The organism is Fructilactobacillus hinvesii, assembly GCF_024029435.1.
Taxonomy (GTDB): Bacteria; Bacillota; Bacilli; order Lactobacillales; family Lactobacillaceae; genus Fructilactobacillus; species Fructilactobacillus hinvesii.
Map to the genome: position 1 here is coordinate 896,393 of NZ_CP097118.1, position 25,249 is coordinate 921,641.

A 25,249-nucleotide genomic window follows, 5' to 3' on the forward strand; every position below is an offset into this window, starting at 1 on the left:
TAACGGAAAATTAAATAGAGTTAAAAGTAATAAAAAAAGGTGGTACCGTGCAATTGCGCCCTTCAAGCAATTTTGTACGGTCTTTTTTATGGAATTAAACGCTTAACTCGAAAGGAAGATTATGATGAAACGCACTGCATATGCAGGAAACGTCAACGAACGGTACTTAGATCAAACGGTTACGTTAGACGGCTGGATTGCCAAAAAAAGGGACTTAGGGAGCTTAATGTTTGTCGATTTACGGGATCGCGCCGGAATTGTCCAACTGGTTTTTAACGAACAAGAAAATCCAGAGGCCTTTCAAGTAGCCAGTCAAGCGAAAAATGAGTTCGTGATTGAGGTTACAGGAGAAGTAGTCGCTCGCTCCGAAAATGAAATTAATCCCGATCTCTACACCGGTAAAGTAGAAGTTCACGTTCATGATGCTAAAATTTTAAGTACCTCAAAACCGGTTCCGTTTGAAATTAAAGACGATACTAATGCTACAGATGACTTACGGTTAAAGTATCGCTACCTTGATTTACGGCGCCCGGTTATGAAACAGGGAATTTTGATTCGCAATCGGATTTTACAAGCTACGCACCGGTACCTTGACCAACAAGGTTTTATTGACATTGAAACACCAGATTTAACTGCTTCTACTCCAGAAGGAGCACGTGATTATCTCGTTCCATCACGAGTTTATCCAGGCTCTTTTTATGCCTTGCCCCAATCACCGCAACAGTTTAAGCAAATGCTAATGGGGGCTGGTTTTGACCGGTACTACCAAATTGCTCGTTGTTTTCGGGATGAAGATTTACGGGGAGATCGGCAGCCAGAGTTTACGCAAATTGACTTAGAAACTTCCTTTATGAGTGCCAAAGACATTCAAGATATTACCGAAGGCTTGATTAAGGAAGTCATGAAGGATGCCTTAGACTATGACGTGAAATTACCGTTTGAACGAATCACGTGGCAAGAATCAATGGATCGGTTTGGAACTGACCAACCGGATACACGCTTTGGAATGGAACTAAAGGACGTGTCTGAACTTGTAGCCGATTCTGATTTCAAAGTCTTTAGTTCAGCTGTAGCAGCCGGTGGCCAGGTAAAAGCCATTGCCGTTCCAGATGGAGCAAGTGCTTACTCAAGAAAGGACATCGACAAATACACTGACTACGTAAAACGGTTTGGTGCGAAGGGCTTAGCTTGGATGAAAGTTACTGATGATGGTTTTTCTGGTCCCGTGGCTAAATTCTTTAAGGACAACGAACAAGTTGCTGCTTTGAAGTCCCAAACGGATGCTCATAGTGGTGATTTACTGTTGTTTGCAGCGGACCGAGCCAAGGTAGTGGCCGATACCCTAGGATACCTTCGGGTAGCGATTGCAAAGGAACAAAACTTAATTCCAACCGACCAGTTCAACTTTTTATGGGTCGTAGACTGGCCGTTATTTGAATATGATGAAGGAGCACAACGTTGGACGGCAGCGCATCATCCGTTTACGATGCCTAACGAAGGTGACGAACACTACCTGGATGAAGGCGAAGACCCTCATCAAGCTCACGCTCAGAGTTATGATATTATTCTAAATGGATTAGAATTAGGTGGTGGTTCCATCCGGATTCACACCCGAGAACTGCAAGAAAAAATGTTCCGGGCGCTGGGCTTCACCAAAGGAAGCGCAGAAGCCCAATTTGGTTACTTCTTGCGGGCTTTAGATTACGGGTTCCCACCGCATGGAGGCTTGGCAATTGGCTTGGACCGGTTTGCAAGATTGTTGGCTAAACGGGGGAACATTCGTGACGTCATCGCTTTTCCTAAGAATTCTAAAGCAATTGACCCACTGACTAGTGCTCCCACGCCGGTGGCTCCTAAGCAACTAGATGAGCTAGGGATTGAAGTCGAAAAACCAACTGATAAATAGGCAGAAGAAGAACGTTACGAGTGCTCGTAACTTCTTTTTTTCGTGTTATACTACTACGTAATAATCGAAATAACTTAAATTAGAGGATTGGTTTTTATGGACGATGTTCACAAGGTCATTCGCCGACACCAAATTATTACGAAACTATCAACGGCGTTTTTGTATGCAACGTTAGTTTCGATTGCCATGAATTTTTTCTGGACCCCTGGGCACATTTATTCATCCGGAATAACTGGATTTGCTCAACTATTAAATACAGTTTCACAACGATTTTTCCCATTTACGCTATCAACCGCGTTAGCGCTGTTTCTGTTAAATGTACCGCTATTATTATTAGCGTGGAAACAAATTGGGCATCAATTTGCCATCTTTACGTTTATTTCAGTTCTGTTAGCCAGTTTTATGATTAAAATTTTGCATCCGTTAACGCTAACGTCCGATCCGTTAATTTGTGCCCTCTTTGGGGGAGCCGTAAACGGTTTTGGAACTGGACTGGCGCTGAAGAATCAGATTTCGACCGGTGGATTAGACATCTTGGGAATCGTAATTCAGCGAAAAACCGGACGTTCAATCGGAAACATCAACATTCTTTTTAATTCCTTGATTATCGTTTCAGCCGGGTTTATGTATGGATGGCCCTACGCCTTTTACTCCGCAATTGGTTTATTTGTGAACGCCAAGGTCATGGACTTAACCTATACTCGGCAACAACGAATGGAAGTCATGATTGTCACTGACTTTCCTAAGACAGTGGTAGACAGCGTGCAAAATCACATGCGCCGTGGGATCACCATCGTGCACAATGCGGAAGGAGCCTACAATCACGATAAGAAAGCCATTTTATTTACGGTTATTTCTCGTTATGAAAAGAATGAGTTGGACGAAGCTTTGCAAGAAGCTGACCCACATGCGTTTGCAGTCGCCCTAGATGTTGATGAAGTGTTTGGGCATTTTTATGAGACAAAGCCGAAGTAAGAACTGGACAGTAGATTAGAAAGTGACGGGATTAAAAGCAGATGAAGACAGTTTATGTTTGGTTAGTGCGGTTCCTTTCCTTATTGTTCTATTTGAGACCGAAAAAAAACGTTTATTATTTCATGAGTTATAGCAATAACTTGCATATGATTAAGCGAATTGCGGCCGAATTGCCAGCGGGACAAAAGTTAATTGTAATTTACAATCCGCGAACGTTAGCCGCTGCATACGATTTACGGGCCTTTGGGGTCAAAACGATTCCATTGAAAATGAGCATTAGTTTTTTAATTCATCGGATTCCCCAAGTAATGTCCGCCCGGCTGATTTTTTGTGATAATTATTATGCTCTTTTGGCGGGGCTCATCAGACCACGAAAAAAGACGCGCATCATCCAACTGTGGCATGCCGATGGTACCATTAAGTGTTTTGGTTGGGAGGATCCCGGTCAGCGTCGGAATCATTGGTTAAAGCGGCGACGCCACCAACTGGTGTATGATCAGTTTGATGATTACGTGGTGGCTTCAAAGGCCATGGGTTCCGTTTTTGAACGGAGCTTTAAGCAACCAGCCACTAAAATGCAGTATCTAGGTACGCCTCGTTCTGATCGACTTTTCAGCGATAATTGGTTACAAACGGTACGCCAACGGGTGCTAATGGCTGCTCCTGAACTGAAGGGAAAACGGGTGATCTTATACGCCCCCACCTATCGAAATGCTGAACAAGTAAACCCACCGGCAGGGACCATTAAGGCATTGGCCGCTAATCCTAATGCCGTGGTGGCGGTGAAACTGTATCAAGAAGTGAACCGAGATCAGCTCGAGATGGAGCAATTTAAGTATCCAAACGTCAAAATTTATGATGAATTTACGACGACGGATTTAATGACCCTGGCCGATACTTTAGTAACTGATTATTCGTCGTTTATCTTTGATTTTAGTTTGATGCCTCAAGCTCGTTCAGCCATCTTCTTTATGTATGATTTAAAGCGTTATCAAAAAGAGCCGGGGGTGCAAACGGGATTAAAAAAGTGGTTACCAACTGCACCGATTAATACCGTGGCCGACTTAAAACGGGCGGTTATTGCTGATGAACCGGTAAACTTTGCTGACTTTAACGATTATTGGAATACTTATAACGATGGAAAAGCGTATAAACGGGTCATTGACAAGTACGTCATTGGTCGTAAAAACGCTGCGGAGGATAACGATGAGTGATGAATTATTAATTGGTTCCCACGTAGGAATGAAATCTCCCAAGATGTTTTTGGGTTCTGCTGAAGAAGCGGCTGGAAATGATGAAACCGCTTTTATGGTTTACACTGGTGCACCACAAAATTCCCGCCGCAAGCCGTTAGCGGAATTACAGATTCCGGCGGGAAAAGAATATATGCGGAATCACGATTTAAAAGAAGTTGTGGTCCATGCGCCCTATATTATTAACCTGGGTAACACTAAAAAGCCCCATAGCTTTGCCTTTGCGGTTGATTTCTTACGCAAAGAAATTGAACGATCTGAAGCAATGGGAGCTACCCAAATCGTTTTACACCCAGGATCTCACGTTGGCGCCGGAGTAGATGCCGGGTTACAGCAGATTATCAAGGGATTGAATCAGGTGATTACACCGGACCAAAAAATTCAAATTGCCCTAGAAACGATGGCCGGCAAAGGGACGGAACTAGGGACGAGTTTTGAACAGCTCCAAACCATCATTGCGGGAGTCGAGCATAACGAAAAGCTTTCCGTTACGTTTGATACGTGTCATACCTATGATGCCGGTTATGACGTTAAGGATGATTTTGCTGGAGTCATGGCTGAATTTGACCGGGTGATTGGTTTAGACCGACTAAAGGTGATTCACTTAAACGACGATAAAAACCCACTCGGTAGCCACAAGGACCGGCACGAAAACATTGGGTTTGGAACGATTGGGTTTGCAGCGCTCAATGCGATTGCCCACGATTCCAAATTAAAGGACGTTCCCAAGATTATGGAAACGCCCGCTATTAAGGTTAATGATAAAGTGAAGGTTGATCCGCACGGAGCAGAAGTAGCAATGCTGCGGCAACAAACGTTTGATTCGCAAATGATTGAAAAGCTCACTGCTGCGGCCCAGTAACGTGAGGAAGACTTTCCGTAATAATGGAAGCCGTCTCCTCGATGGATTTATCGGCAACGTTAATACACAAACAACCGATTTTTTGATAAAGGTGCTGGGCATAGTCCAGCTCCTTTTTAATATTATCAGCGTTGGAATAGCGGGTATCGTTTTCGATTCCATATTCTTTCATGCGTTGAATCCGAATTTCTTGTAATTTTCCGATTGAATTTGTGAGTCCAAAAACCTTTTTGGGGTTTAAATCCCACACTTCTTGGGGCAGTTGCAGGTTGGGACCGATGGGGACGTTGGCCACTTTGTAACTTTCGTTAGCAAGATATAAGGAAAGCGGGGTTTTGGAAGTGCGAGAAACCCCTAAAATAACAATGTCAGCTTTTGCCAGATTTTCGGGATGACGACCATCGTCATTAGCAACTGTGAATTCGATGGCATCAATTCGTTTGAAGTAAGCAGCGTTTAAGTCGTGGACCAGGCCTGGAACGGCAGCTGATGATTCGTTCAGCCGCTTGGAAATAATTTCGATTGGCTTTTGAATGCAGTCGAAACTAAATAAATGATTTTCGTCAGCATACTGGGTTACCATGTCACTTAGCTCGGAATTCACCAGGGTATGAAAGATGATTGCCTGTTTTTCCTTGGCCAGTCTTAAAATCCCAGTAAGAATTGATTTAGTTCGAATGAAAGGATATTGAGTAATGTTAGCGTAGGCCTCAGGAAACTGAGCCGCAGCAGTTTTGGCAATTGCTGTTCCGGTTTGACCGCTTGAATCAGAAATGACAAAAACGTTATAAGTGGTTTTCATGGGGTGACTCCTTTAGCAATTTAGTTTTCCCTATTATAAACTTCTTTGCGGTTCTGATTACCATGAGATGAGAACAAAATCTTAAATTAGGCCGTTGACGTTAAATTTTTCATAAGGTATAATTAAATTTGTCAGATAAACGCTGGCACTATTTAAGCTCGGAGGGAGGGATTTTACATGTCAAAAACCGTTGTTCGTAAGAACGAATCTCTTGAAGATGCTCTTCGTCGCTTTAAACGGACTGTTTCAAAAAGCGGAACTCTCCAGGAATTTCGTAAACGTGAATTTTACGAAAAGCCTAGCGTTAAACGTAAATTAAAATCAGAAGCAGCAAGAAAACGTAACAATAAAAAGAAAAAGCGTCGTAACAACTTCTAATCAAGTTGCAGCATGAAAAGCACTCCAAAGTTCATCTTTGGGGTGCTTTTTGTTGCAAGGTCTTTGGTTTTCACTTTGGAAACCCCTGGGGATATGCTAAAATTTAACTAAAATGATTTCTAAAACTGATTTAAGGAGATATATTTGATTGATTGAAAATTTTGAATATCAAAAACAATTACCGCTGAGTAATCCTAATGATCAAGCAGTTTTGTTTGGCACTCAGGATGCGCTGGTTAAAATTATTGAAGATGAACTTCAAACCTCGATTCGTTATGCGGATGGCGTGGTCAAAATCGAAGGAAATGATGAAGCGGATGTCCAACTGACACACGATATTTTATTGAATATCCTCAAGTTAATTCATGCAGGCATTCATCCCACCGAAAGTGACTATGTTTCGGCCGTGAATCTCGGGCGCGCGGGCCGGATTAACTCCTTACCGGATTTATATAACCAGGTTTTAATTAAAGATAATAAGGGAAAGCCGGTTCGGGTTAAGAATTTTGGTCAGCGTCAATATATTCAAGCAATTAATCAACACGACATTACGTTTGGAATTGGACCAGCCGGAACAGGGAAAACTTATTTAGCCGTAGTAATGGCAGTGGCCGCTTTAAAGAAGGGAAAAGTTGATAAAATTGTATTAACTAGACCCGCCGTTGAAGCTGGTGAAAGTTTGGGCTTCTTACCCGGAGATTTAAAGGAAAAAGTTGACCCATATTTGCGACCACTATATGATTCGTTGTACGCCATCTTAGGCAAAGATCATACCGATCGTCTGATTGAACGTGGCGTAATCGAGATTGCTCCGTTAGCTTACATGCGGGGGCGGACGTTAGAAAATGCTTTTGTAATTCTTGATGAAGCCCAAAACACCACTAATCCGCAAATGAAAATGTTTTTAACTAGACTGGGCTTTAATTCCAAAATGATTGTGAATGGGGATATTCAACAAATCGATTTGAAGGGGAACGTTGCCAGTGGATTGGTAACGGCCCCTCAGATTCTCGCTAACATTGATGCCATTGCAGTAGTCCGAATGACAGCTGCCGATGTCGTTAGAAATCCAGTGGTTGCTAAAATCATTACCGCTTACGAAGCTGAATAAGGAGTACAAATGGATTTAGAAATTTATGATGAAACCAAGGAGCAAGTGCCCAATGCTAAGCTAGAGCTAATTAAAAATTTGTTAGACTATGCGGCCCAAACCTTGAAGCTTGAAGACAACACGGAAATGTCAGTAACTTTAGTTAATAATGACCGGATTCAAGAAATTAACCGCGAATACCGCAATGTAGACCGGGCGACCGACGTGATTAGCTTTGCAATTGAAGACGATGCGGATGATGATTTTCCGATGATTATGGACGATGAACTGCGGGCAGAAATTCCAGAAAATCTCGGCGATATTTTTGTCAGCATGGACAAGGTGAAGGAGCAAGCCGACTTTTTAGGTCATTCTGAGGACCGGGAGCTTGGTTTTTTGGTAGTGCACGGTTTTTTACATTTAAATGGATACGATCACATGCAGCCAGAAGACGAAGCAGTTATGTTCCCGCTCCAACGAAAGATTTTAGATAACTATGGACTCAAAAAATAACCGGCAAATTACGAAAAATAAAAATTTTGCGCAAGCGTTAGGGCACGCTTGGGATGGCTTTTACCTAATCTTTTTTCGCGAAAGAAACTTCCGCATCCATTTAGTGGGCATGGCTCTTGTAATCGTGGCTGGTTTATTGTTAAGAGTCGACCGTCGCTCCTGGTTGTGGTTATTATTAGCTTGTTTCTTGGTTTTAAGTGCCGAAATTGTCAACACACTGGTTGAATACCTAGTGGACTTAGTGGTGGGGCCGCATTTTGATCCAACTGCTAAAAAGATTAAGGATATTGCTGCTGGAGGAGTACTTTTCACTGCTGGAACCGCCGTATTAATTGGAGTTATTGTTTTGTTACCGTGTTTGTTGGCAAAGTTATCATTTTAAGAGATGAGGAAAATAGATGAGTACAGCATTTAAATCAGGCTTCGTAGCCATCGTGGGGCGGCCTAACGTTGGTAAGTCAACCTTTTTAAATCGGGTGGTTGGCCAAAAAGTAGCAATTATGAGCGACAAGGCGCAAACCACCAGAAATAAGATTCAGGGCATTTATACCACTGCTCAGAGTCAAATTGTATTTTTGGATACGCCGGGAATTCATAAGCCACAAAATAAACTAGATGAATACATGGATCAAGCAGCGTTATCCTCCCTAAAAGAGGTGGAAGCTGTTTTGTTCATGGTGAGTGCCACGGAAACAAGGGGAGCCGGGGATAATTACATCATCGATCAGCTAAAAAAAATCAAATCTCCAGTGTACTTAATTATTAACAAGATTGATGAAGTTGAGCCTAATCAATTACTGCCAATTATGGATACGTACAAAAAAGCCTATCCCTGGGCCGAGGTTTTCCCCATTTCGGCCTTAAAGGGAAATAACGTTGATCAGCTTTTGCAATCGTTGGAACAAACGTTACCCGAGGGGCCGCAATATTATCCGGACGATCAGATTACGGACCATCCAGAACGGTTCATTGTTCAAGAAATCATTCGGGAAAAAATCCTGGAGAATACACGTCAAGAGATTCCGCATTCGGTAGCGGTTTATGTGGAATGGATGCGTCCAAACGAGGTTGGCAAATTACAAATTGAAGCTTCAATCATTGTGGAACGCGATGGGCAAAAAGGAATTATCGTTGGGAAAGGCGGTCAACGACTGAAGTACATTAGCATTGGCGCGCGGCGCGAAATTGAAAAATTGCTTGGGACAAAGGTTAACCTCAAGCTGTGGGTGCACGTGCAGTCCGGATGGCGGGATAAAGCAACCGCTTTGAATAATCTAGGTTACAGTGCCAAAAATGATTATTAGCATAGGCGAGTGAGCAGAATGGTTAATACCAGAAGTCGTCCCTTCCATGGGATTTTACTGTACCGGCAGAATTATCGTGAACATGACATGCTGGTAAAGTTTTTTACCGCCGAAGCAGGAAAAAAGATGTTTTTAATCCGTGGCGCGCGCCGTCCCAAGTTTAAATTAACGGCTGACATTCTGCCCTTTAGTTATGGAACGTACGATGGCACGTTGAAAAAAGATGGTCTTTCGTACATTTCAGATGCAAAACAAGTGAAGCATTTTACCCAAATCAGTGATGATTTAACGTTAAATGCCTACGCAACCTATGTGATGGGGTTAGTGGATGCCGCCTTTTCTGACGGAATCGCAGCTCCTAAATGGTTTGACCAGTTGTTTTATGCACTGAACCTGATTAATAATGGGTTTGATCCAGCCATCGTTACCAACATTATGGAAGTGCAGTTACTGCCAGTTTTTGGAATTGCTCCGCAGTTAAAACGTTGTGCGGTGTGTGGTCGTAAAGCAACCACGTATGATTATTCAGAGCAGTTTGAGGGTCTGATTTGTGATCGGCACTTTGCTGCTGATCCCCATCGTTTCCATCTAGAACCAAGAACCATTTATTACCTACAATTATTTTCCGTAGTGAATTTACAAAAAATTGGGAAGATCAACGTAAATCCGCGAACCAAACGACAATTACAACAGGTTTTAGATCAAATTTATGATAATGAAGTGGGCTTAAATTTGAAGAGTAAACGTTTTTTACGACAGATGAAAGATTGGTCAGTGGGATGAAGTGGTTCTCGTTGACCTTTTTCTGGTTGCCATTTATAATATAGATAACTAAATATTTGACACAGACAAAAGAGAGTGACTGGAGTATTCAAACCAGCGAAGCCATGATAGTGTGAGATGGCCATTGATTCCAGAAACTGGCGCTTTTCGAGTCAATGCGTTTCGAGATGCTGATTAATTTCAGAAGTAGGGTGGAACCGCGACGACATCGTCCCTATGTAAAAGTTATGTGCTTTTACATAGGCTTTTTTATTTGTTTGGTAAAAGGAGGAGTCAGCATGACCACAAAGTTGTCAATGCAAGCAATTGGAGCCAAATTAAAGGAATACTGGGGAAAACAAGGCTGCATGATTATGGATGCCTATGATACGGAAAAAGGAGCTGGAACGATGAGTCCCTTCACTTTTTTGCGGGCAATCGGTCCAGAGCCTTGGAACGTTTGTTACATCGAACCATCCAGACGTCCAGCCGACGGACGGTACGGGGAAAACCCGAACCGGTTATACCAACACCACCAGTTTCAAGTGCTGATGAAGCCATCTCCAGATAACATTCAAGATCTTTACATTCATTCTTTAGAAGAATTAGGCATTAATCCCTTAGAACACGACATTCGGTTCGTGGAAGATAACTGGGAAAACCCGTCGATGGGTTGTGCCGGAGTTGGCTGGGAAGTATGGTTAGACGGAATGGAAGTTACCCAGTTTACTTACTTCCAAGTCGTAGGGGGCTTACAGATGAATCCCGTGGCCGTAGAGATCACTTACGGTTTGGAACGGCTCTCATCTTACATTCAAGATGTAAACAACGTCTTTGACTTGGAATGGGCCGATGGAGTGAAGTATGGCGATATCTTTAAAGAGCCAGAATACGAACACTCTAAGTACAGCTTTGAAGAAAGTGACCAAAAGATGTTGCATGAGCTGTTTGATGCCTACGAAAAAGAAGCCCAGCGCTTGATTAAATTGGGACTCGTACATCCAGCGTATGACTATGTTTTAAAGTGTAGTCACACTTTTAACCAGTTGGATGCGCGGGGAGCCGTTTCCGTTACCGAACGAGCTGGTTATCTAGCCCGAATTCGTAAGATGGCTCATGGAATCGCACAGGCCTTTGTGGAAGAACGCCGGAAACTGGGCTTTCCTTTAATTAAGGATGAATCAGAACGACAAGCGGTACTTGCTCAATATACGAAAAAACACGAAACAGATTTGAAACGCCAAGCAAAACATAAGGGGGCAGCAAAATAATGACACGTGATTTCCTGTTAGAAATTGGTTTGGAAGAAATGCCAGCCCACGTCGTAACGCCTAGCATTCATCAGCTGCAGACGAAGGTCGAACAATTTTTACAAGCAGAACGGATTAGTTATGATCACATTAAACCTTTCTCCACACCGCGGCGCTTGGCACTTGAGATTACGGGTTTAGCTGCCAAACAACCAGACGTGGACGAAGAAGTGAAGGGTCCCGCCAAGAAAATTGCTCAAACAGAGGATGGCAGTTGGAGTAAGGCAGCCATTGGTTTTACCAAAGGTCAAGGAGTTACGACCGATGACATTACCTTTAAAAACGTGAAGGGAACCGACTACGTCTTTGTCAATAAGCATGTCGCCGGCAAACCGGTTAATGAAGTGTTAATGGGTCTCGTTGATGTCATTAAGTCGATGAACTTTCCCACGATGATGAAATGGGGAACTAACCACTTCCAATTTGTTCGTCCCATTAAATGGTTAGTCGCCTTACTGGATGACGAAGTTTTACCGTTAGAACTAGTCAACGTGACAGCGGGTCGAACTACTCAAGGACACCGTTTCTTAGGACATTCTGTAACTTTAAAGCAAGTTGCTGACTATGAACCTCAATTGAAAGAACAGTTTGTGATTGCTGATGCTAACCAACGGAAAAACAAGATTAAAGACCAGATTGCTAATATTGCCAAAGAACATAATTGGCAGGTTCCAGTTGATGATGAACTGTTAGAAGAAGTTAACAACTTGGTGGAATGGCCCACCAGTTTTGCGGGTGATTTTGACAAACGATTCTTGGACATTCCACGGGAAGTTTTGATTACTTCAATGCGGAACCACCAACGCTTCTTCTTCGTAGAAGATCAATCCGGTGATTTACTCCCGCACTTTGTTTCCGTGCGCAATGGAAACAGTGATTACTTGGACAACGTGATTGCTGGAAACGAGAAGGTGTTGGCTGCTCGGTTGTACGATGCTGAATTCTTCTATCAAGAAGATCAACAACATGACATCGATTACTTCGTCAATAAGTTAAAAGACGTCACTTTCCACGATCAAATTTCATCCATGTACGACAAGATGCAACGAGTTCAGGTTATTTCTAAGTTAATTGGAGAACGAGTGGGATTAAACGCTACCCAACTCCAGCACCTTCAACGAGCAGCTGAAATCTATAAATTTGACCTGGTAACCGGAATGGTTGGTGAATTTGCCGAGTTACAAGGAGTGATGGGGGAGAAATATGCCTTGTTACAGGGTGAAGATCCTGAGGTAGCTCAAGCAATTCGAGAACACTACGAACCCATTGCGGCTGACGGTGAATTACCGGCTTCTAAGGTGGGAGCGGTGTTAGCTGTTGCAGATAAGTTGGATAGCATTTTGACGTTCTTTGCAGCTCAGATGATTCCGAGCGGTTCAAACGATCCATATGCATTACGTAGACAGGCAACGGGGATCGTGCGAATTATTACGAAGGAACAATGGACCCTGCCGTTGTTACCGTTATTGCAAGCCGTTGTGGCCCAAGAAAAAGTGCAGGATGTTTTACCTAAAGTTGACCAAATTCCAGTGTTTACCTCAGTAGTGGACTTTTTGAAGGAACGAGTTAAGAAAGATCTGAAGGATCACGATGTTCGTTATGATTTGGTGAACGCCGCCGTTGGCGCTACGAACACGGACATTAATTATAACGAGCAGAGTGCGCACACTTTACAGGATAACCAAGCAAATGCTGACTTTAAAGCCGTGATTGAGTCTCTAACCCGGGTAACCAGGATTGCGGACCAAGCGGATGCTGTTGCAGAAGCAAACGATGTGGATGCTAGTCTCTTTGAAAACGAATCGGAACGGCAATTAGATGCTGCGGTCAAAAAGTTACAAGCCGACTTTGTTAGTTTGCCAGCTGACCAGGCTTATACGGCTTTGGCCCACTTAGAACCAGTAATTGCTAATTATTTTGATGCCACAATGGTGATGGCAGAAGATGCCGTGGTCCGACAAAACCGGTTAACGGAACTCGCTCAATTATCTGCTCTAATTAACCACTTTGCTGATGTGGAAGCTGTAATGGTGAAATAGTCACTAGTTTAAAGGACGGTGAACGGCATGCTCAAAATTCCAGAAGAATTTGTGGAAAAGGTCCGGACGAGTACTAACATTACTGATGAAGTTAGTAAATATGTGCAACTAAAGCAGGCTGGTAAGAATCTGTTTGGATTATGTCCCTTTCATGAGGAACGAACGCCTTCTTTTTCTGTGAACGAAGCCAAACAAATTTTTCACTGTTTTAGTTGTGGTCGGGGCGGAAACGTCTTTACTTTTTTGATGGATTTAAAGGGGATGTCCTTTCCTGAAGCAGTAGAAGCCGTCGCTAAAGATGACGGAATTGAACTACCAAAGGTCGTAACCAATACGCCCCGTGATCAAAAGCAACAACAGCGACAACCATTAATTGAAGCTCATCAAGAAGCGGCTCAACTTTACCACCACATCTTGATGAATACTAAACTTGGAGAAGCGGCCCGTAACTATCTGCAAGAACGCCAGGTTAGTCCAGAGATGATTGAGCGATTTAATCTAGGATTTGCCCCGGGCGAGCAGGTGTTACGTTCGTTTTTTGCAGAACGAAAGACGGACTATCAAACGCTGCGCAAGACGGGGTTATTTATTGAAGATCAAGCGGGTAATCTGAAAGATCGGTTTACGAACCGTTTGATGTTTCCCATTAAAAATACGACGGGGGCTTTGGTAGGATTTTCGGGACGGTTACTGCATAAAAGTGATAGTGCCCCCAAATATTTGAACAGTCCGGAAACAGAAATTTTTAACAAACGGCGCGTTTTGTACAACTATGACGTTGCTAGGCAGGCGGCCCGCAAAGCGAAACGACTGCTTTTATTAGAAGGGTTCATGGACGTAATTTCGGCCAGTCAAGCTGGGATTGATTTTGGGGTGGCCTCAATGGGAACCAGTCTGACGGAGGAACAAATTTATGACCTCCAACGGGTTTCCAGTAACATTGACATTTGTTATGACGGGGACGTGCCGGGCCAAAAAGCCATCGATCGGGCCGTTAGTTTGCTGGAGCAAAATGGGAACTTTCAAATTGGGGTCATTCAGATTCCGGATGGAATGGATCCAGATGAATATCGGCGGAAAAATGGAACTGCCGGACTTCAAAAGATCGTTAAAAGCGGACGAGAGCCAGTCATTAAATTCCGGCTCCGGTACTTACGTTCGCACTTTAATTTCGAACAAGAGACTGACAAGATTGAATACGCCAAGCAGGCCACTAAGTTAATCGCTACCCTAGATAGTTCCGTGGAGCGGGGGGTGTATCTAAAGGACTTAGCGACTGATCTAGATTTTGATCAGACTAGTTTGCAAGAGCAGTGTGAAGAAGACCGTCGCAAGCAACGGCCGGTCCGGAAACATGTTACTCCCACTCCGGTTGAACCTGTCCAACGGGAACAACCTCGTTATTCACGAGTCGAAAATGCGGAACGTCAGCTATTAGCAGGAATGCTGCATGATTCAAACGTGTGGACCCACGTGATTAATCAACCGAACTTTAGTTTTGTTCATGATGATTATCAGCAGTTGTATCTGTTTGCACAGGAATTTTTTCGGCGGCATGCAGCTTATAATTCGGCCAAGTTTAGTGATTTTATTGGCGAACAACATTTGCAATCCGTGTTAGCGGAGTTAGAAATGAATCCAGCCTACGATCACTCGAGCGATCAAGCGGTAGCTGATTGTGTTAAAATAATACAGCAAGATGCCCCGTTAGCAGCCCAAATTAAGGATTTAAAGCATGAATTTGAAGTTGCCAAGCAAACTGGCAACGAATTGCAACAATTAAAGTTGGCAACTGAGCTTATCAAGGCCCAGCAACAGTTGGATCAGCTTAAGTCAACTAGTGATTAAAATGGGGAGGAATCCATATGGCAGAACGAAAAGCACAAAAAAAAGCAGAATTAAAAAAATCCACCTCCGAACCCAAGAGTAAAAGTGCTGCAAAGCAGGCGAACTTAACCGCCGATTTAAAAAAGGATTTTGATAAAGACGGCTACCACAAGGTTTACCAAGCCTTGGTTAAGAAGTACAAGAAGATTGGTCACATCACCTACACGGTGTTAGAAGAAGAAATGCAAGTTCCGTTTGACCTGAAGAAAAAGCAAATGGATGAGCTGATGGAAAAGGTCGAAGATGACGGAATTAGCATCGTTGACGAAAACGGAGAGCCAGATCCTCGTGCTCTTGATGCTGCTAAAAAGGTTACCCAAAAGGAACTGAAGAACGCTTCTAGTTCACAGGGGGTTAAAATTAACGATCCTGTCCGGATGTACCTTAAGGAAATCGGCCGGGTGCCATTGCTGACGGCAGATGAAGAAGTTCAGTTAGCCCTGCGGATTGAAGAAGGGGACGAAGAAGCTAAGCAAGAGTTGGCCGAGGCTAACTTACGGTTGGTGGTTTCGATTGCCAAACGGTACGTTGGCCGGGGAATGCAATTCTTGGACTTGATTCAAGAAGGAAACATGGGGCTAATGAAAGCGGTAGAAAAGTTCGATTACCGTAAAGGATTTAAGTTCTCAACTTACGCTACTTGGTGGATTCGGCAGGCCATTACCCGGGCGATTGCCGACCAAGCTCGGACCATTCGGATTCCAGTTCACATGGTGGAAACGATTAACAAGTTAATTCGGGTCCAGCGGCAACTCCTCCAAGACCTCGGGCGAGAACCGCTTCCGATGGAAATTGGGGCCGAAATGGACATGCCTACTTCTAAGGTTCGTAATATCTTGAAAATTTCACAAGAACCCGTTTCGTTAGAAACTCCAATCGGAGAAGAGGACGATTCTCACCTCGGTGACTTTATTGAAGATAAGGAAGCAACTAGTCCAGAAGACCATGCTTCCTACGAGTTGCTAAAAGAACAACTTGAAGGGGTGCTAGATACTTTAACGGATCGTGAAGAAAACGTGTTACGGTTACGGTTTGGGTTAGACGATGGTCGGACCCGGACCCTTGAAGAAGTCGGCAAAGTCTTTGGGGTAACTCGAGAACGGATTCGACAGATCGAAGCTAAGGCCTTAAGAAAGCTTCGGCACCCATCTCGCAGTAAACAATTAAAGGACTTTTTAGACTAATGAAGGAAAAAACAGAGATCCAAGTGGATCCCTGTTTTTTTACCACGGAGGAAGTATGACAGTACAGCATTTATCAAAACGCTTGCGAGCAGTAGCCGAACTGGTGCCCCCTAGCCGGCAGTTAGCAGACATTGGTTCGGATCATGCCTACTTACCGGCCTATTTGTTACAACGTCATGTGATTCAAGCTGCAATTGCAGGGGAAGTTCGGTTAGGGCCGTTGCAAAATGCCCAAAAAGAAATTACTAAGCTAGGGTTAGCAACTGTGATGCAGGCGCGTTTGGGTGATGGCCTAGCGGTGCTAAATCCAACGGACCAGGTGGATGTAATTGTGATGGCTGGCATGGGCGGAGAATTAATTAGTGACATTCTCACGGCTGGGCAAGCCAAGTTAGCTAATCATCCCGTGCTGGTGTTGCAACCAAACGTGGATGAAAATACGGTGCGGCGGTGGCTAGTTGCGCATCAGTACCAAATTAGTGCTGAATGCATAGTTGAAGATAGTGGTCATTTTTACGAAATGATGCGGGCAGAATTTAGTCCTACTCCGGTTCGACTTAGTGAAACTGAGATTAACTTTGGTCCACAGTTATTGGCTCAGAAGGATGCCATCTTTCAAAAAAAGTGGCGGGATCGGTTGCAAAAGAGTCAGTTAATTCTTTCGAACTTAGAAAATTCTGCTAGTCAGCCACAGGATAAGATTGCGGCAATGCAGCGACGAGTAACTGCAATTCAGGAGGTTCTTCATGACAACGGTTAATGACATTATTACTCGCTTCGAACGGTTTGCCCCGTTATCTTTTAAAGAAGAAGGAGATCCCACCGGCTTTCAAATGGGGCGCCGGGATGCAGTAGTTCACCAGCTGATGACGACGTTAGACGTACGTCCCGAGGTGGTAGACGAAGCAATTGAGCGTCACGTCGACTTTATTTTTGCGCACCATCCGGTAATGTTTCGTCCCGCGCGAAATCTAGATTTAGCGAACCCGCAAAATGCGATGTACGCACGGCTTTTAAAGCATGACATTACGGTCTATGCTGCTCACACGAACCTAGATAATGCTCCTGGCGGAATGAATGATTGGTTGTCAACTGCTTTAGGCTTAGAGCAGACCACTGGTCTCGTTAACCATGACCGGATTGCTGAAATTGCAATGGGGCGCGTAGGAAACCTGCCAACCCCCGTAACGGTTACTGAACTAGCGAAGCTTTGTAAAGAACGGTTTCACCTAACTGGTCTGCGGGTGGTTAGTCCTAATCCAGACCAGTTAGTCCAACGGGTGGCGATTTTAGGTGGCAGTGGGGGTAAATTTTATCCAGCTGCTATCGACCATCAGGCTGATGTTTACATTACAGGGGACTTGTTCTACCATACCGCCCAGGATTTATTGGCAGCGGGTTTACACGCCATTGATCCCGGTCACCACGTAGAAAGTATTTGTAAACCAAAACTGCGCGAACTTTTTGAACGCTGGAACGAAGCAGAAGGGTGGCAAATTAACGTATTAGAGTCCCGCTTGAATACGGATCCCTTTCGATTTCAATAAAAAAAACAGGTGGAAATGCTTTCATTTCCACCTGTTTTTTATTTTTAAAGTTACGGTTTCATTACCATTTTTAAGACGTTCACGCCCACCAGGGCCACAATGGCACCGACGATGGCTACATCTAAGGCAATTGTGCCGTTAAACGGAGTCTGCAGGAGGGCTGAACCAATGTAACCAATTACTTCACCGTACATGATTCCCCAAAAGATAGTTGTTAAGTTTGCAGCAATTGTGCGCATAATTTCCACCCCTTTTTATTCATTAGTAGTGTATCACTAATTGAGATAATTGCAACGAAAGCACAGGGGCTAATTTGAAACATTTGGTCTGCTATAATAACAGTAACAAAGGAGGGAGAATCGCCATGGCCTATGCACCACTACAAAACATCAGCTCCTATAGTTTATTGCAAAGTACGACAAAATTACCCGGTCTGGTAAAATCCGCCAAAGACAAGGGTTATCAAGCCATTGCTTTGACTGATCATAACGTTATGTACGGATCGGTAGCCTTTGAAAAGGAAGCCCGCCAAGCTGGAATTAAACCAATTATTGGGCTAACGCTTACCCTCCAAGGCAGTCAACTAACGGAGCATCAATTTGAACTGGTTCTATTGGCTAAAAATCAACGGGGCTACCAAAATTTAATGGAAATTTCTTCGTTTGCTATGACCCATCAAGAACCACCGTTGTTGTCCCAACTAACAAAATGGTTATCTGATTTGTTTGTACTATTGCCAGAAACCAGCGAAGCCCTCTCTTTGATGGAATACGATCGAGAAACGGATGCCATTAACGTTGTGACAGAACTGCAACAATTCGCGGATGCAGATGCAGTTAAAATTGGAATCACAATGAATTTAACTGAAGCGGAAATAAAGACCAGACAACGGTTATCCGTACAGACCAAAACGGAACTCATTGCATTAAATCCAGTCAACTACCTCCAAGCCACGGATTATTTTGATGTGCGGGTGCTTCGGTCAATTGAAACCGGAAATTCCCTGGGCTCAATTCCAGAGCAACAGGTGATTGTAGGGGAGGAGTGGTTACGGTCACGTTCAGAAGTTGAAGATCACTATCAAACTCCTGAATTACAAAAGGCAGTAGCGGTTAATCAGCAGGTGGTGGATGCTTGTAACGTCGAGATTCCCAAACAAGCCCCTCACTTACCGCAATTTCAAACACCAAAACAGCAACCAGCAATTGATTATCTCCACGAGTTGTGTGAAGCGGGATTAAAACAGCGGCTAGGCGAGACCATCCCGCCTGAATATCAGCAGCGCTTGCAACACGAGCTAGCTGTCATTGACCGAATGGGGTTTAGTGATTACTTTCTAATTGTGTGGGACGTGATCAACTTTGCCCATCGTCAACACATCATCACAGGACCTGGCCGGGGGTCTGCTGCCGGATCTTTGGTTGCCTATACCCTGCATATTACCGACGTCGATCCAATTCAGTATGATTTACTGTTTGAACGATTTTTGAACGAAGAACGAGCACAAATGCCAGACATTGACATGGATATTCCGGACGATCAACGGGATGAAATTTTACGCTATGTCCATGATAAGTACGGAGATACCCACGTTGCCCAAATTATCACCTTTGGAACGTTAGGAGCCAAACAGGCCGTGCGCGACGTTGGACGGGTTTTTGGCATGCGGCCAGAGCAAATGAATAAGTGGAGTGCATCCATTCCTAATCACCTTAATCAAACACTAGAAAATGCCGTGCGCGAATCGCAGAAGTTACAAAATTTGATTGCTGATCAACCCCTAAATCAAACCCTTTTTCAAACGGCGCAACAATTGGAAGGGTTACCACGTCACTATTCGACCCATGCGGCCGGAGTGATTTTAAGTGACCAGCCGATTGTGCAGAAGTCACCAGTGCAAACAGGGAACGAAGGCCTCTTGATGACTCAGTATTCTAAGTATTACGTTGAGGACGTCGGGCTGCTTAAGATTGATTTTTTGGGATTGCGCAACTTATCCATCATGGCTAACATTTTAAAAATCGTCCACGACCAACTTGATCGGGATTTCGACGTGACCAAAATTGATTTAAACGATCACAAGACCTTGGAACTATTCCAGGCCGGGCGAACCAATGGGGTCTTCCAATTTGAATCAAGTGGAATTAAAAACGTATTACGGCGGATGCATCCAGATCGCTTTGAACTAATTGCCGCTGTGAACGCCCTGTATCGACCTGGTCCAATGGAAAATATCGATTCCTTCATTAAGCGAAAAAACGGTGAGGAAGAGTACCACTATCAAAATGATGCCATTAAAGCAATCTTAGGTTCGACCTATGGCATCATTGTGTATCAGGAACAGGTTATGCAATTAGCCTCCACAATGGCAGGATTTTCGCTTGGGCAAGCCGATGTTTTACGACGAGCCATGAGTAAAAAGCATCACCAGGAAATGGAATCAATGCGCGAACGATTTGTCACGGGTTCCATTCAAAATGGTTATTCCAAGGCTGATGCCGAGCAAACCTTTGCTTACATCGAACAATTTGCCAGTTATGGGTTTAATAAATCTCATGCGGTTGCTTACAGTAAAATGGCAGTTGAATTGGCTTACTTAAAGGTTCATTTTCCAGGTCCTTTCTTTACCGCCCTTTTGAACTCTGTAGTTGGAAACCAGGCAAAAATTAAAACCTACATTCAAGAGGCTAAGGATGATGGAATCGCTGTGTTGGGTCCGGACCTTAATCACAGTCAGCTGGATTTCTCCTACCAGGATGGAGCCATTCGGTTTGGTCTGCGAGCAGTGAAGGGCTTACGTTCCGATTTAATCAGAGCAATCTTAGCAACTCGAACTGAGGAAGGACCATTTCGGGACTTAAATGATTTGATTCAGCGGTTACCGCCTAACTTGCGAAAGGTGGAGCCCCTCCAAACCCTGGCAGCGGTAGGAGCGTTTGATCAGTTTGGTTATAATCGCAGAGAAATTAGTGAAGCACTGCCGAAATTCATTAGTGCTGCCGATCTCTCGGGCTCACTCTTAGCTTCCATTCCAGGGATGGAAGTGGAGGTTGAACCAAAGGCTGATTGGCCTGAGTGGCAGAAGATTAACTATGAAAGTGAGTATCTGGGGACCTTCTTGTCCGGACATCCAGTAGAACGTTACCGACAGTTGCAACAGGAACGCCATGCCATCCGTAGTAATGAGTTAGTTGCTGGGCAGCAAAGCGTTAGGTTGGTGTTACTGGTAAACCACGTGAAACAAATTCGCACTAAAAAAGGACAATTAATGGCCTTTGTGACCGCTTCTGATCAGGTAGGAGATGTTAATTTAACCCTATTTCCTAATGTGTATCGCGAAGTGAGCGAGTGGTTGCAGCCAAATCGGGTTGTACTAGTAACCGGATCCGTCGAAGAACGGCGGGGGTTGCAAGTTATTGTTAATCAGTTACAGTTGGCCGCTAACGTGGTCCACCAGCAACGGAGCAATCCTAAGCGGTTGTTCATTCAAATTTTAGCCAGTCAGGAGCAGCCAGAGCTCCTCCAACAACTGCAATCGTTACTACGAAACCATGCGGGAACAGTTCCGGTAATTTTATACTGGGCTCGTACCAAAAAACAGCAACAACTAAATTCAACTTTTCACGTTGATCCGAATGCGGACCTAATGGGGCAACTCCGGGACTTACTCGGCCCGAAGAACGTGGTTTTGAAATGAATTCTAGTTCAAATCACACACTTACTGTGAAAAGTGTTACAATGAAAACGAAATCTAATAAAGGCAAGTTAAACTGGAGACAGTTTGCTTACAAAAAAGGAGAGCTTTTACTTATGAAGAGAACAAAAATCGTAAGTACACTTGGACCTGCTTCAAATGATGTAGATACCATTACTACCTTGTTGAATAGTGGTGCAAATGTTTTTCGTTTTAACTTTTCCCATGGGGATCATGAAGAACACTTATCACGGATGAACATGGTAAAAGAAGCGGAAAAGAGAACTGGTAAGATTGCTGGGATTCTCTTGGATACTAAGGGTGCTGAAATCCGGACGACTGAACAAGTCGATGGCAAGATCGAATTTAAGACCGGTGACAAGTTCCGAATTTCCATGGATGATAGCATTAAAGGTACAAAAGACAAGATTGCCGTAACTTACCCAGGACTTTACGATGATGTTAAAGTTGGTGGCCTTGTTCTCTTTGATGATGGTTTGGTAGGAACCAAAATTTTGGAAAAGGATGACAAGAACCGTGAATTAGTAGTGGAAGTTACTAACAACGGTGTCCTTGGATCTCGAAAAGGGGTTAACGCTCCTGGAGTATCCATTAACCTGCCAGGAATCACCGAAAAAGACTCTGATGACATCCGCTTTGGTTGTGATCACGGCATTAACTACATCGCTGCTTCATTTGTACGGAAGCCCCAAGATGTGTTGGACATTCGCGCATTGTTAGAAGAAAAGAACATGCAAGACGTTCAAATCTTCCCTAAGATCGAATCACAAGAAGGAATTGACAACTTCCCTGAAATCTTAAAGGTTTCTGATGGATTGATGGTTGCTCGGGGAGACATGGGGGTTGAAATTCCACCTGAAAATGTTCCAGCCGTACAAAAGCGCTTAATCAAGATGTGTAACGAAGCTGGCAAGCCAGTGATTACCGCAACCCAGATGTTAGACTCAATGCAAGAAGAACCTCGTCCTACGCGGGCTGAAGTTTCTGACGTTGCAAACGCTGTTTACGATGGAACTGATGCTACGATGCTTTCTGGTGAAAGTGCCAACGGGGACTACCCAGTTGCTGCTGTTTCCATGATGGCTCGGATTGATGAAGTTTCTGATGGACTGTTCCCTGAATTTGGAACTGCTCGTCCAGAATTCAAAGACGGTGACGTTACTGAAGCCCTTGGTGAATCGGTTGCTCGGATTGCTAAGGACATGGGCATTCACACGATTGTGGTTGCAACTGGATCTGGTTACACCGCTCGGATGATTTCGAAGTACCACCCAGATGCTAACATTTTAGCTTTAACCTTTGACGATCGGGTTCGTCGGGGCTTGACGGTTAACTGGGCTGTTAACCCAGTGCTCGTTGAAAAACCAGAATCAGCAGAAGCAATGATGAACTTGGCTGTTTCTAAAGCAGTTGAAACTGGTTTAGCTAAGGAAGGCGAAGAAATCATCGTAACGACCGGTGTTCCGTTAGGTGACGAAGGAACTACTAACACGGTTCGGGTTCAATTAATTGGAACTAAGTTAGCCCAAGGTCAAGGAATTGGTGACGAAACGGTGATTGGTAAAGCAGTTGTTGCTGCCAATGCTGATGAAGCTAACCAAAAGGCCGTTGACGGTAGTGTCTTGGTTGTAAATGACACTAACAAAGATTACTTGCCAGCAATGAAGAAAGCAAGTGCTATCGTAGTTGAAACTGGTGGTTTAACTTCTTACGCTGCTGTAATTGGTATTTCTTTGGATGTTCCAGTGATTGTAGCTGCTCACAACGCTACTTCAACTATTACTGATGGTGAAGTAGTGACAGTTGATGCTCGTCGCGGTGTGGTTTACCAAGGAACACAAGTTAAAAACGATTAATTAAACAATTCTCAACTAAAAGGCATTCGGATTTTTCCGGATGCCTTTTTCTTTGGTATAATGAAGAAAATCCAACGACAGTTAAAGAAAGTGAAAGTGGAGAAATTCATGAATAATACAATTGGAACAATAATTACCACTACGGTAATTGATGAAAATGAACAAGAGTATTTTGTCCAAAAAGACGGGATTACGTATTCATTAGGCAAAAGTGAAATTAAGAAACCGTTAAAACCGGGAAGTAGTTTTCGCGGCTTTGCTTACGAAAATGAACAACATGGCTTGCGGATTACGCGCAACGTCCCCGCAATTGGTTTTGACCGGTATGGCTGGGGGAAAGTGGTTAGCAAAAAGTTTGGGCTAGGAGTCTTTGTTGATATGGGATTACCCGATAAGGATCTTGCCATTTCAATGGATGATTTACCGGCTTTACGTGAATTGTGGCCTGATGTAGGGGATCAGCTGTTAGTGGCCTTGAAACGAGATCGCAAGGGACGACTATGGGGCGAACTGGCCGATGACGAAATTTTTAAGGCGATTTCACAACCGGCTGGAAACCCCAAACTAAAGAATCGAACTTTGACCGCGCGTGTAATTAATCCCAAGAAAATGGGAACGCAGGTTTTAACCACTCAACACTACGTGGGATTCATTGATAAATCTGAAGAAGAACAGCAACCGCGGTTAGGGGAAGCTGTTTCCGCTCGGGTAATTGGCATTCGTCCGAATAAAACTCTTTATCTGTCGTTACGTCCACGGGCTTATGAAGCAATTAACGATGATGCGGAAATGATCTATCGTACGTTAATGATGCGGGCGGACCACTTTTTACCGTATAACGATCATAGTGATCCGGCAGACATTCAAACCTACTTTGGGATTAGTAAGGCCCAGTTCAAACGAGCAATCGGGCACTTGTTTAAGCACCACAAACTAACAATTACTCCAGCCGGAATCGAATTGGTGGAAGATCAGCATGAAGGATGAGGTAGATAACTATCTGCACTATCTGGTGGTAGAACGAGGATTAGCAGAAAATTCCGTGCAAAGTTATCGTCAGGATTTGATGCAGTTTGTCGATTATTTACAAAACCACCAACTAACGAGTTGGGGTGCCGTCGACCAATTTACGATTTTAAGTTATTTAGAAACGGAAAAGAAGGCTGGAAAAGCTCGAAACTCCGTGATTCATATTGTGTCGTCTTTACGTAAGTTTTTTCAGTACTTGATGCGCCTGAAACGGATTCAGGTTGATCCCATGCAAAAGATTGCCACCCCCAAGCGGGGGGTTCATCTTCCTGCCGTGTTGAATGACCAAGAGTTGCACCGGTTGTTGGCTGTTCCCAACGTCCAAAAAAAGTTGGGGATACGAGATCGGGCAATTTTAGAGGTGTTATATGCGACGGGGTTACGGGTGTCTGAGTTAGTGCATCTTAAATTGCAGGATCTTCACCTTGAAATGCAGTTGATTCAAACCCTTGGAAAGGGGCACAAGGAGCGAATCGTTCCCATTGACGTAGTGGCAATTAGTTGGCTTGCACGGTATCTGGATGAAGTCCGGCCGGCATTATTGAAACAGACGAAAACCCCGTATGTTTTCTTAAATTCCCGAGGCAACCAACTGAGTCGGCAGAGTGTCTGGAAAATGTTGAAACAAACCGCAATCGCTGCTGGCATCCAAAAAAACATTACTCCCCATACGCTGCGCCATACGTTTGCAACTCATTTGTTAGAAAATGGTGCTGATCTGCGAACGGTACAGGAACTACTCGGGCACGCTGATATTTCAACCACCCAAATTTATACGCATGTTTCTCACGAACATTTAACTCAGGAATATCAGAAATATCATCCTCGGGCGTAGGT

At 43.9% G+C, this 25,249-nt stretch carries 22 protein-coding genes; 20 read left to right on the forward strand and 2 right to left on the reverse strand.

All coding sequences use genetic code 11. The annotated features are described in order from the left end of the window. The first annotated feature begins 124 nt into the window (after positions 1-124). From aspS to M3M39_RS04490, 4 genes are all read left to right on the forward strand, one after another. Complete coding sequence (gene aspS / locus M3M39_RS04475; protein ID WP_252796679.1) at positions 125-1,906, forward strand: aspartate--tRNA ligase; 1,782 nt, start codon at positions 125-127, stop codon at positions 1,904-1,906. 96 nt (positions 1,907-2,002) lie between these two features. Continuing rightward, positions 2,003-2,881 carry a YitT family protein gene (locus M3M39_RS04480; protein WP_252796680.1) on the forward strand — a complete coding sequence of 293 codons (879 nt, stop codon included), beginning with the start codon at positions 2,003-2,005 and terminating at the stop codon, positions 2,879-2,881. Positions 2,882-3,003: 122 nt separating this feature from the next. Beyond that, positions 3,004-4,095, forward strand: coding sequence for a CDP-glycerol glycerophosphotransferase family protein (locus M3M39_RS04485; protein WP_252796681.1), 1,092 nt, complete (start codon positions 3,004-3,006; stop codon positions 4,093-4,095). Continuing rightward, positions 4,088-4,996 carry a deoxyribonuclease IV gene (locus tag M3M39_RS04490; protein WP_252796682.1) on the forward strand — a complete coding sequence of 303 codons (909 nt, stop codon included), beginning with the start codon at positions 4,088-4,090 and terminating at the stop codon, positions 4,994-4,996. The genes M3M39_RS04485 and M3M39_RS04490 overlap by 8 nt, the downstream gene beginning before the upstream one ends. On the opposite strand, the gene M3M39_RS04495 is transcribed toward M3M39_RS04490, so the two are convergent. Then, positions 4,977-5,798 carry a pyruvate, water dikinase regulatory protein gene (locus M3M39_RS04495; protein WP_252796683.1) on the reverse strand — a complete coding sequence of 274 codons (822 nt, stop codon included), beginning with the start codon at positions 5,796-5,798 and terminating at the stop codon, positions 4,977-4,979. The genes M3M39_RS04490 and M3M39_RS04495 overlap by 20 nt on opposite strands. A 177-nt stretch (positions 5,799-5,975) precedes the next feature. Here M3M39_RS04495 and rpsU point away from each other — a divergent pair, with 177 nt between their 5' ends. The 12 genes from rpsU to M3M39_RS04555 all read left to right on the forward strand — a co-directional run bounded on the left by rpsU (position 5,976) and on the right by M3M39_RS04555 (position 17,812). Then, on the forward strand, positions 5,976-6,176 hold the full coding sequence (gene rpsU / locus M3M39_RS04500) for a 30S ribosomal protein S21 (protein ID WP_252750292.1): 201 nt from the start codon (positions 5,976-5,978) through the stop codon (positions 6,174-6,176). 148 nt (positions 6,177-6,324) lie between these two features. Further along, on the forward strand, positions 6,325-7,287 hold the full coding sequence (locus M3M39_RS04505) for a PhoH family protein (protein ID WP_252796684.1): 963 nt from the start codon (positions 6,325-6,327) through the stop codon (positions 7,285-7,287). A gap of 9 nt (positions 7,288-7,296) precedes the next feature. Further along, entirely contained in the window at positions 7,297-7,779 is a 483-nt protein-coding gene (ybeY, locus tag M3M39_RS04510) for an rRNA maturation RNase YbeY (protein WP_252796685.1), read from the forward strand. Then, complete coding sequence (locus tag M3M39_RS04515; protein ID WP_252796686.1) at positions 7,763-8,161, forward strand: diacylglycerol kinase family protein; 399 nt, start codon at positions 7,763-7,765, stop codon at positions 8,159-8,161. The genes ybeY and M3M39_RS04515 overlap by 17 nt, the downstream gene beginning before the upstream one ends. 16 nt (positions 8,162-8,177) lie before the next feature. Next, positions 8,178-9,083: a GTPase Era gene (gene era / locus M3M39_RS04520; RefSeq protein WP_252796687.1), complete on the forward strand. Its 906-nt coding sequence runs from the start codon at positions 8,178-8,180 to the stop codon at positions 9,081-9,083. Between the two features lie 18 nt (positions 9,084-9,101). Further along, entirely contained in the window at positions 9,102-9,866 is a 765-nt protein-coding gene (gene recO / locus M3M39_RS04525; protein ID WP_252797974.1) for a DNA repair protein RecO, read from the forward strand. A gap of 278 nt (positions 9,867-10,144) precedes the next feature. Then, positions 10,145-11,116: a glycine--tRNA ligase subunit alpha gene (glyQ, locus tag M3M39_RS04530; RefSeq protein ID WP_252796688.1), complete on the forward strand. Its 972-nt coding sequence runs from the start codon at positions 10,145-10,147 to the stop codon at positions 11,114-11,116. Next, positions 11,116-13,194, forward strand: a complete 2,079-nt coding sequence (gene glyS / locus M3M39_RS04535; protein ID WP_252796689.1) for a glycine--tRNA ligase subunit beta — start codon at positions 11,116-11,118, stop codon at positions 13,192-13,194. Before glyQ ends, glyS begins: the two co-directional genes overlap by 1 nt. Positions 13,195-13,221: 27 nt before the next feature. Then, positions 13,222-15,042: a DNA primase gene (gene dnaG / locus M3M39_RS04540; RefSeq protein WP_252796690.1), complete on the forward strand. Its 1,821-nt coding sequence runs from the start codon at positions 13,222-13,224 to the stop codon at positions 15,040-15,042. A 17-nt stretch (positions 15,043-15,059) separates the two neighbouring features. Next, positions 15,060-16,265: an RNA polymerase sigma factor RpoD gene (rpoD, locus tag M3M39_RS04545; RefSeq protein WP_252796691.1), complete on the forward strand. Its 1,206-nt coding sequence runs from the start codon at positions 15,060-15,062 to the stop codon at positions 16,263-16,265. 55 nt (positions 16,266-16,320) lie between these two features. Beyond that, positions 16,321-17,025, forward strand: a complete 705-nt coding sequence (locus M3M39_RS04550) for a tRNA (adenine(22)-N(1))-methyltransferase (protein ID WP_252796692.1) — start codon at positions 16,321-16,323, stop codon at positions 17,023-17,025. After that, on the forward strand, positions 17,012-17,812 hold the full coding sequence (locus tag M3M39_RS04555; RefSeq protein WP_252796693.1) for a Nif3-like dinuclear metal center hexameric protein: 801 nt from the start codon (positions 17,012-17,014) through the stop codon (positions 17,810-17,812). Before M3M39_RS04550 ends, M3M39_RS04555 begins: the two co-directional genes overlap by 14 nt. Positions 17,813-17,862: 50 nt before the next feature. Here M3M39_RS04555 and M3M39_RS04560 read toward each other — a convergent pair whose 3' ends face one another. Then, entirely contained in the window at positions 17,863-18,051 is a 189-nt protein-coding gene (locus M3M39_RS04560) for a DUF2929 family protein (RefSeq protein ID WP_252796694.1), read from the reverse strand. Positions 18,052-18,176: 125 nt separating this feature from the next. Between M3M39_RS04560 and dnaE the strand changes: the two genes are divergently transcribed. The 4 genes from dnaE (at position 18,177) to xerD (ending at position 25,247) form a co-directional block, all read left to right on the forward strand. Then, positions 18,177-21,509: a DNA polymerase III subunit alpha gene (gene dnaE / locus M3M39_RS04565; RefSeq protein ID WP_252796695.1), complete on the forward strand. Its 3,333-nt coding sequence runs from the start codon at positions 18,177-18,179 to the stop codon at positions 21,507-21,509. Positions 21,510-21,622: 113 nt separating this feature from the next. After that, positions 21,623-23,383 (forward strand): pyruvate kinase, encoded by a 1,761-nt coding sequence (gene pyk / locus M3M39_RS04570; RefSeq protein WP_252796696.1) that lies wholly within the window; start codon positions 21,623-21,625, stop codon positions 23,381-23,383. Between the two features lie 108 nt (positions 23,384-23,491). Then, positions 23,492-24,370 (forward strand): CvfB family protein, encoded by an 879-nt coding sequence (locus M3M39_RS04575; protein WP_252796697.1) that lies wholly within the window; start codon positions 23,492-23,494, stop codon positions 24,368-24,370. Next, positions 24,360-25,247: a site-specific tyrosine recombinase XerD gene (xerD, locus tag M3M39_RS04580; protein ID WP_252796698.1), complete on the forward strand. Its 888-nt coding sequence runs from the start codon at positions 24,360-24,362 to the stop codon at positions 25,245-25,247. Before M3M39_RS04575 ends, xerD begins: the two co-directional genes overlap by 11 nt. Positions 25,248-25,249 lie beyond the last annotated feature (2 nt).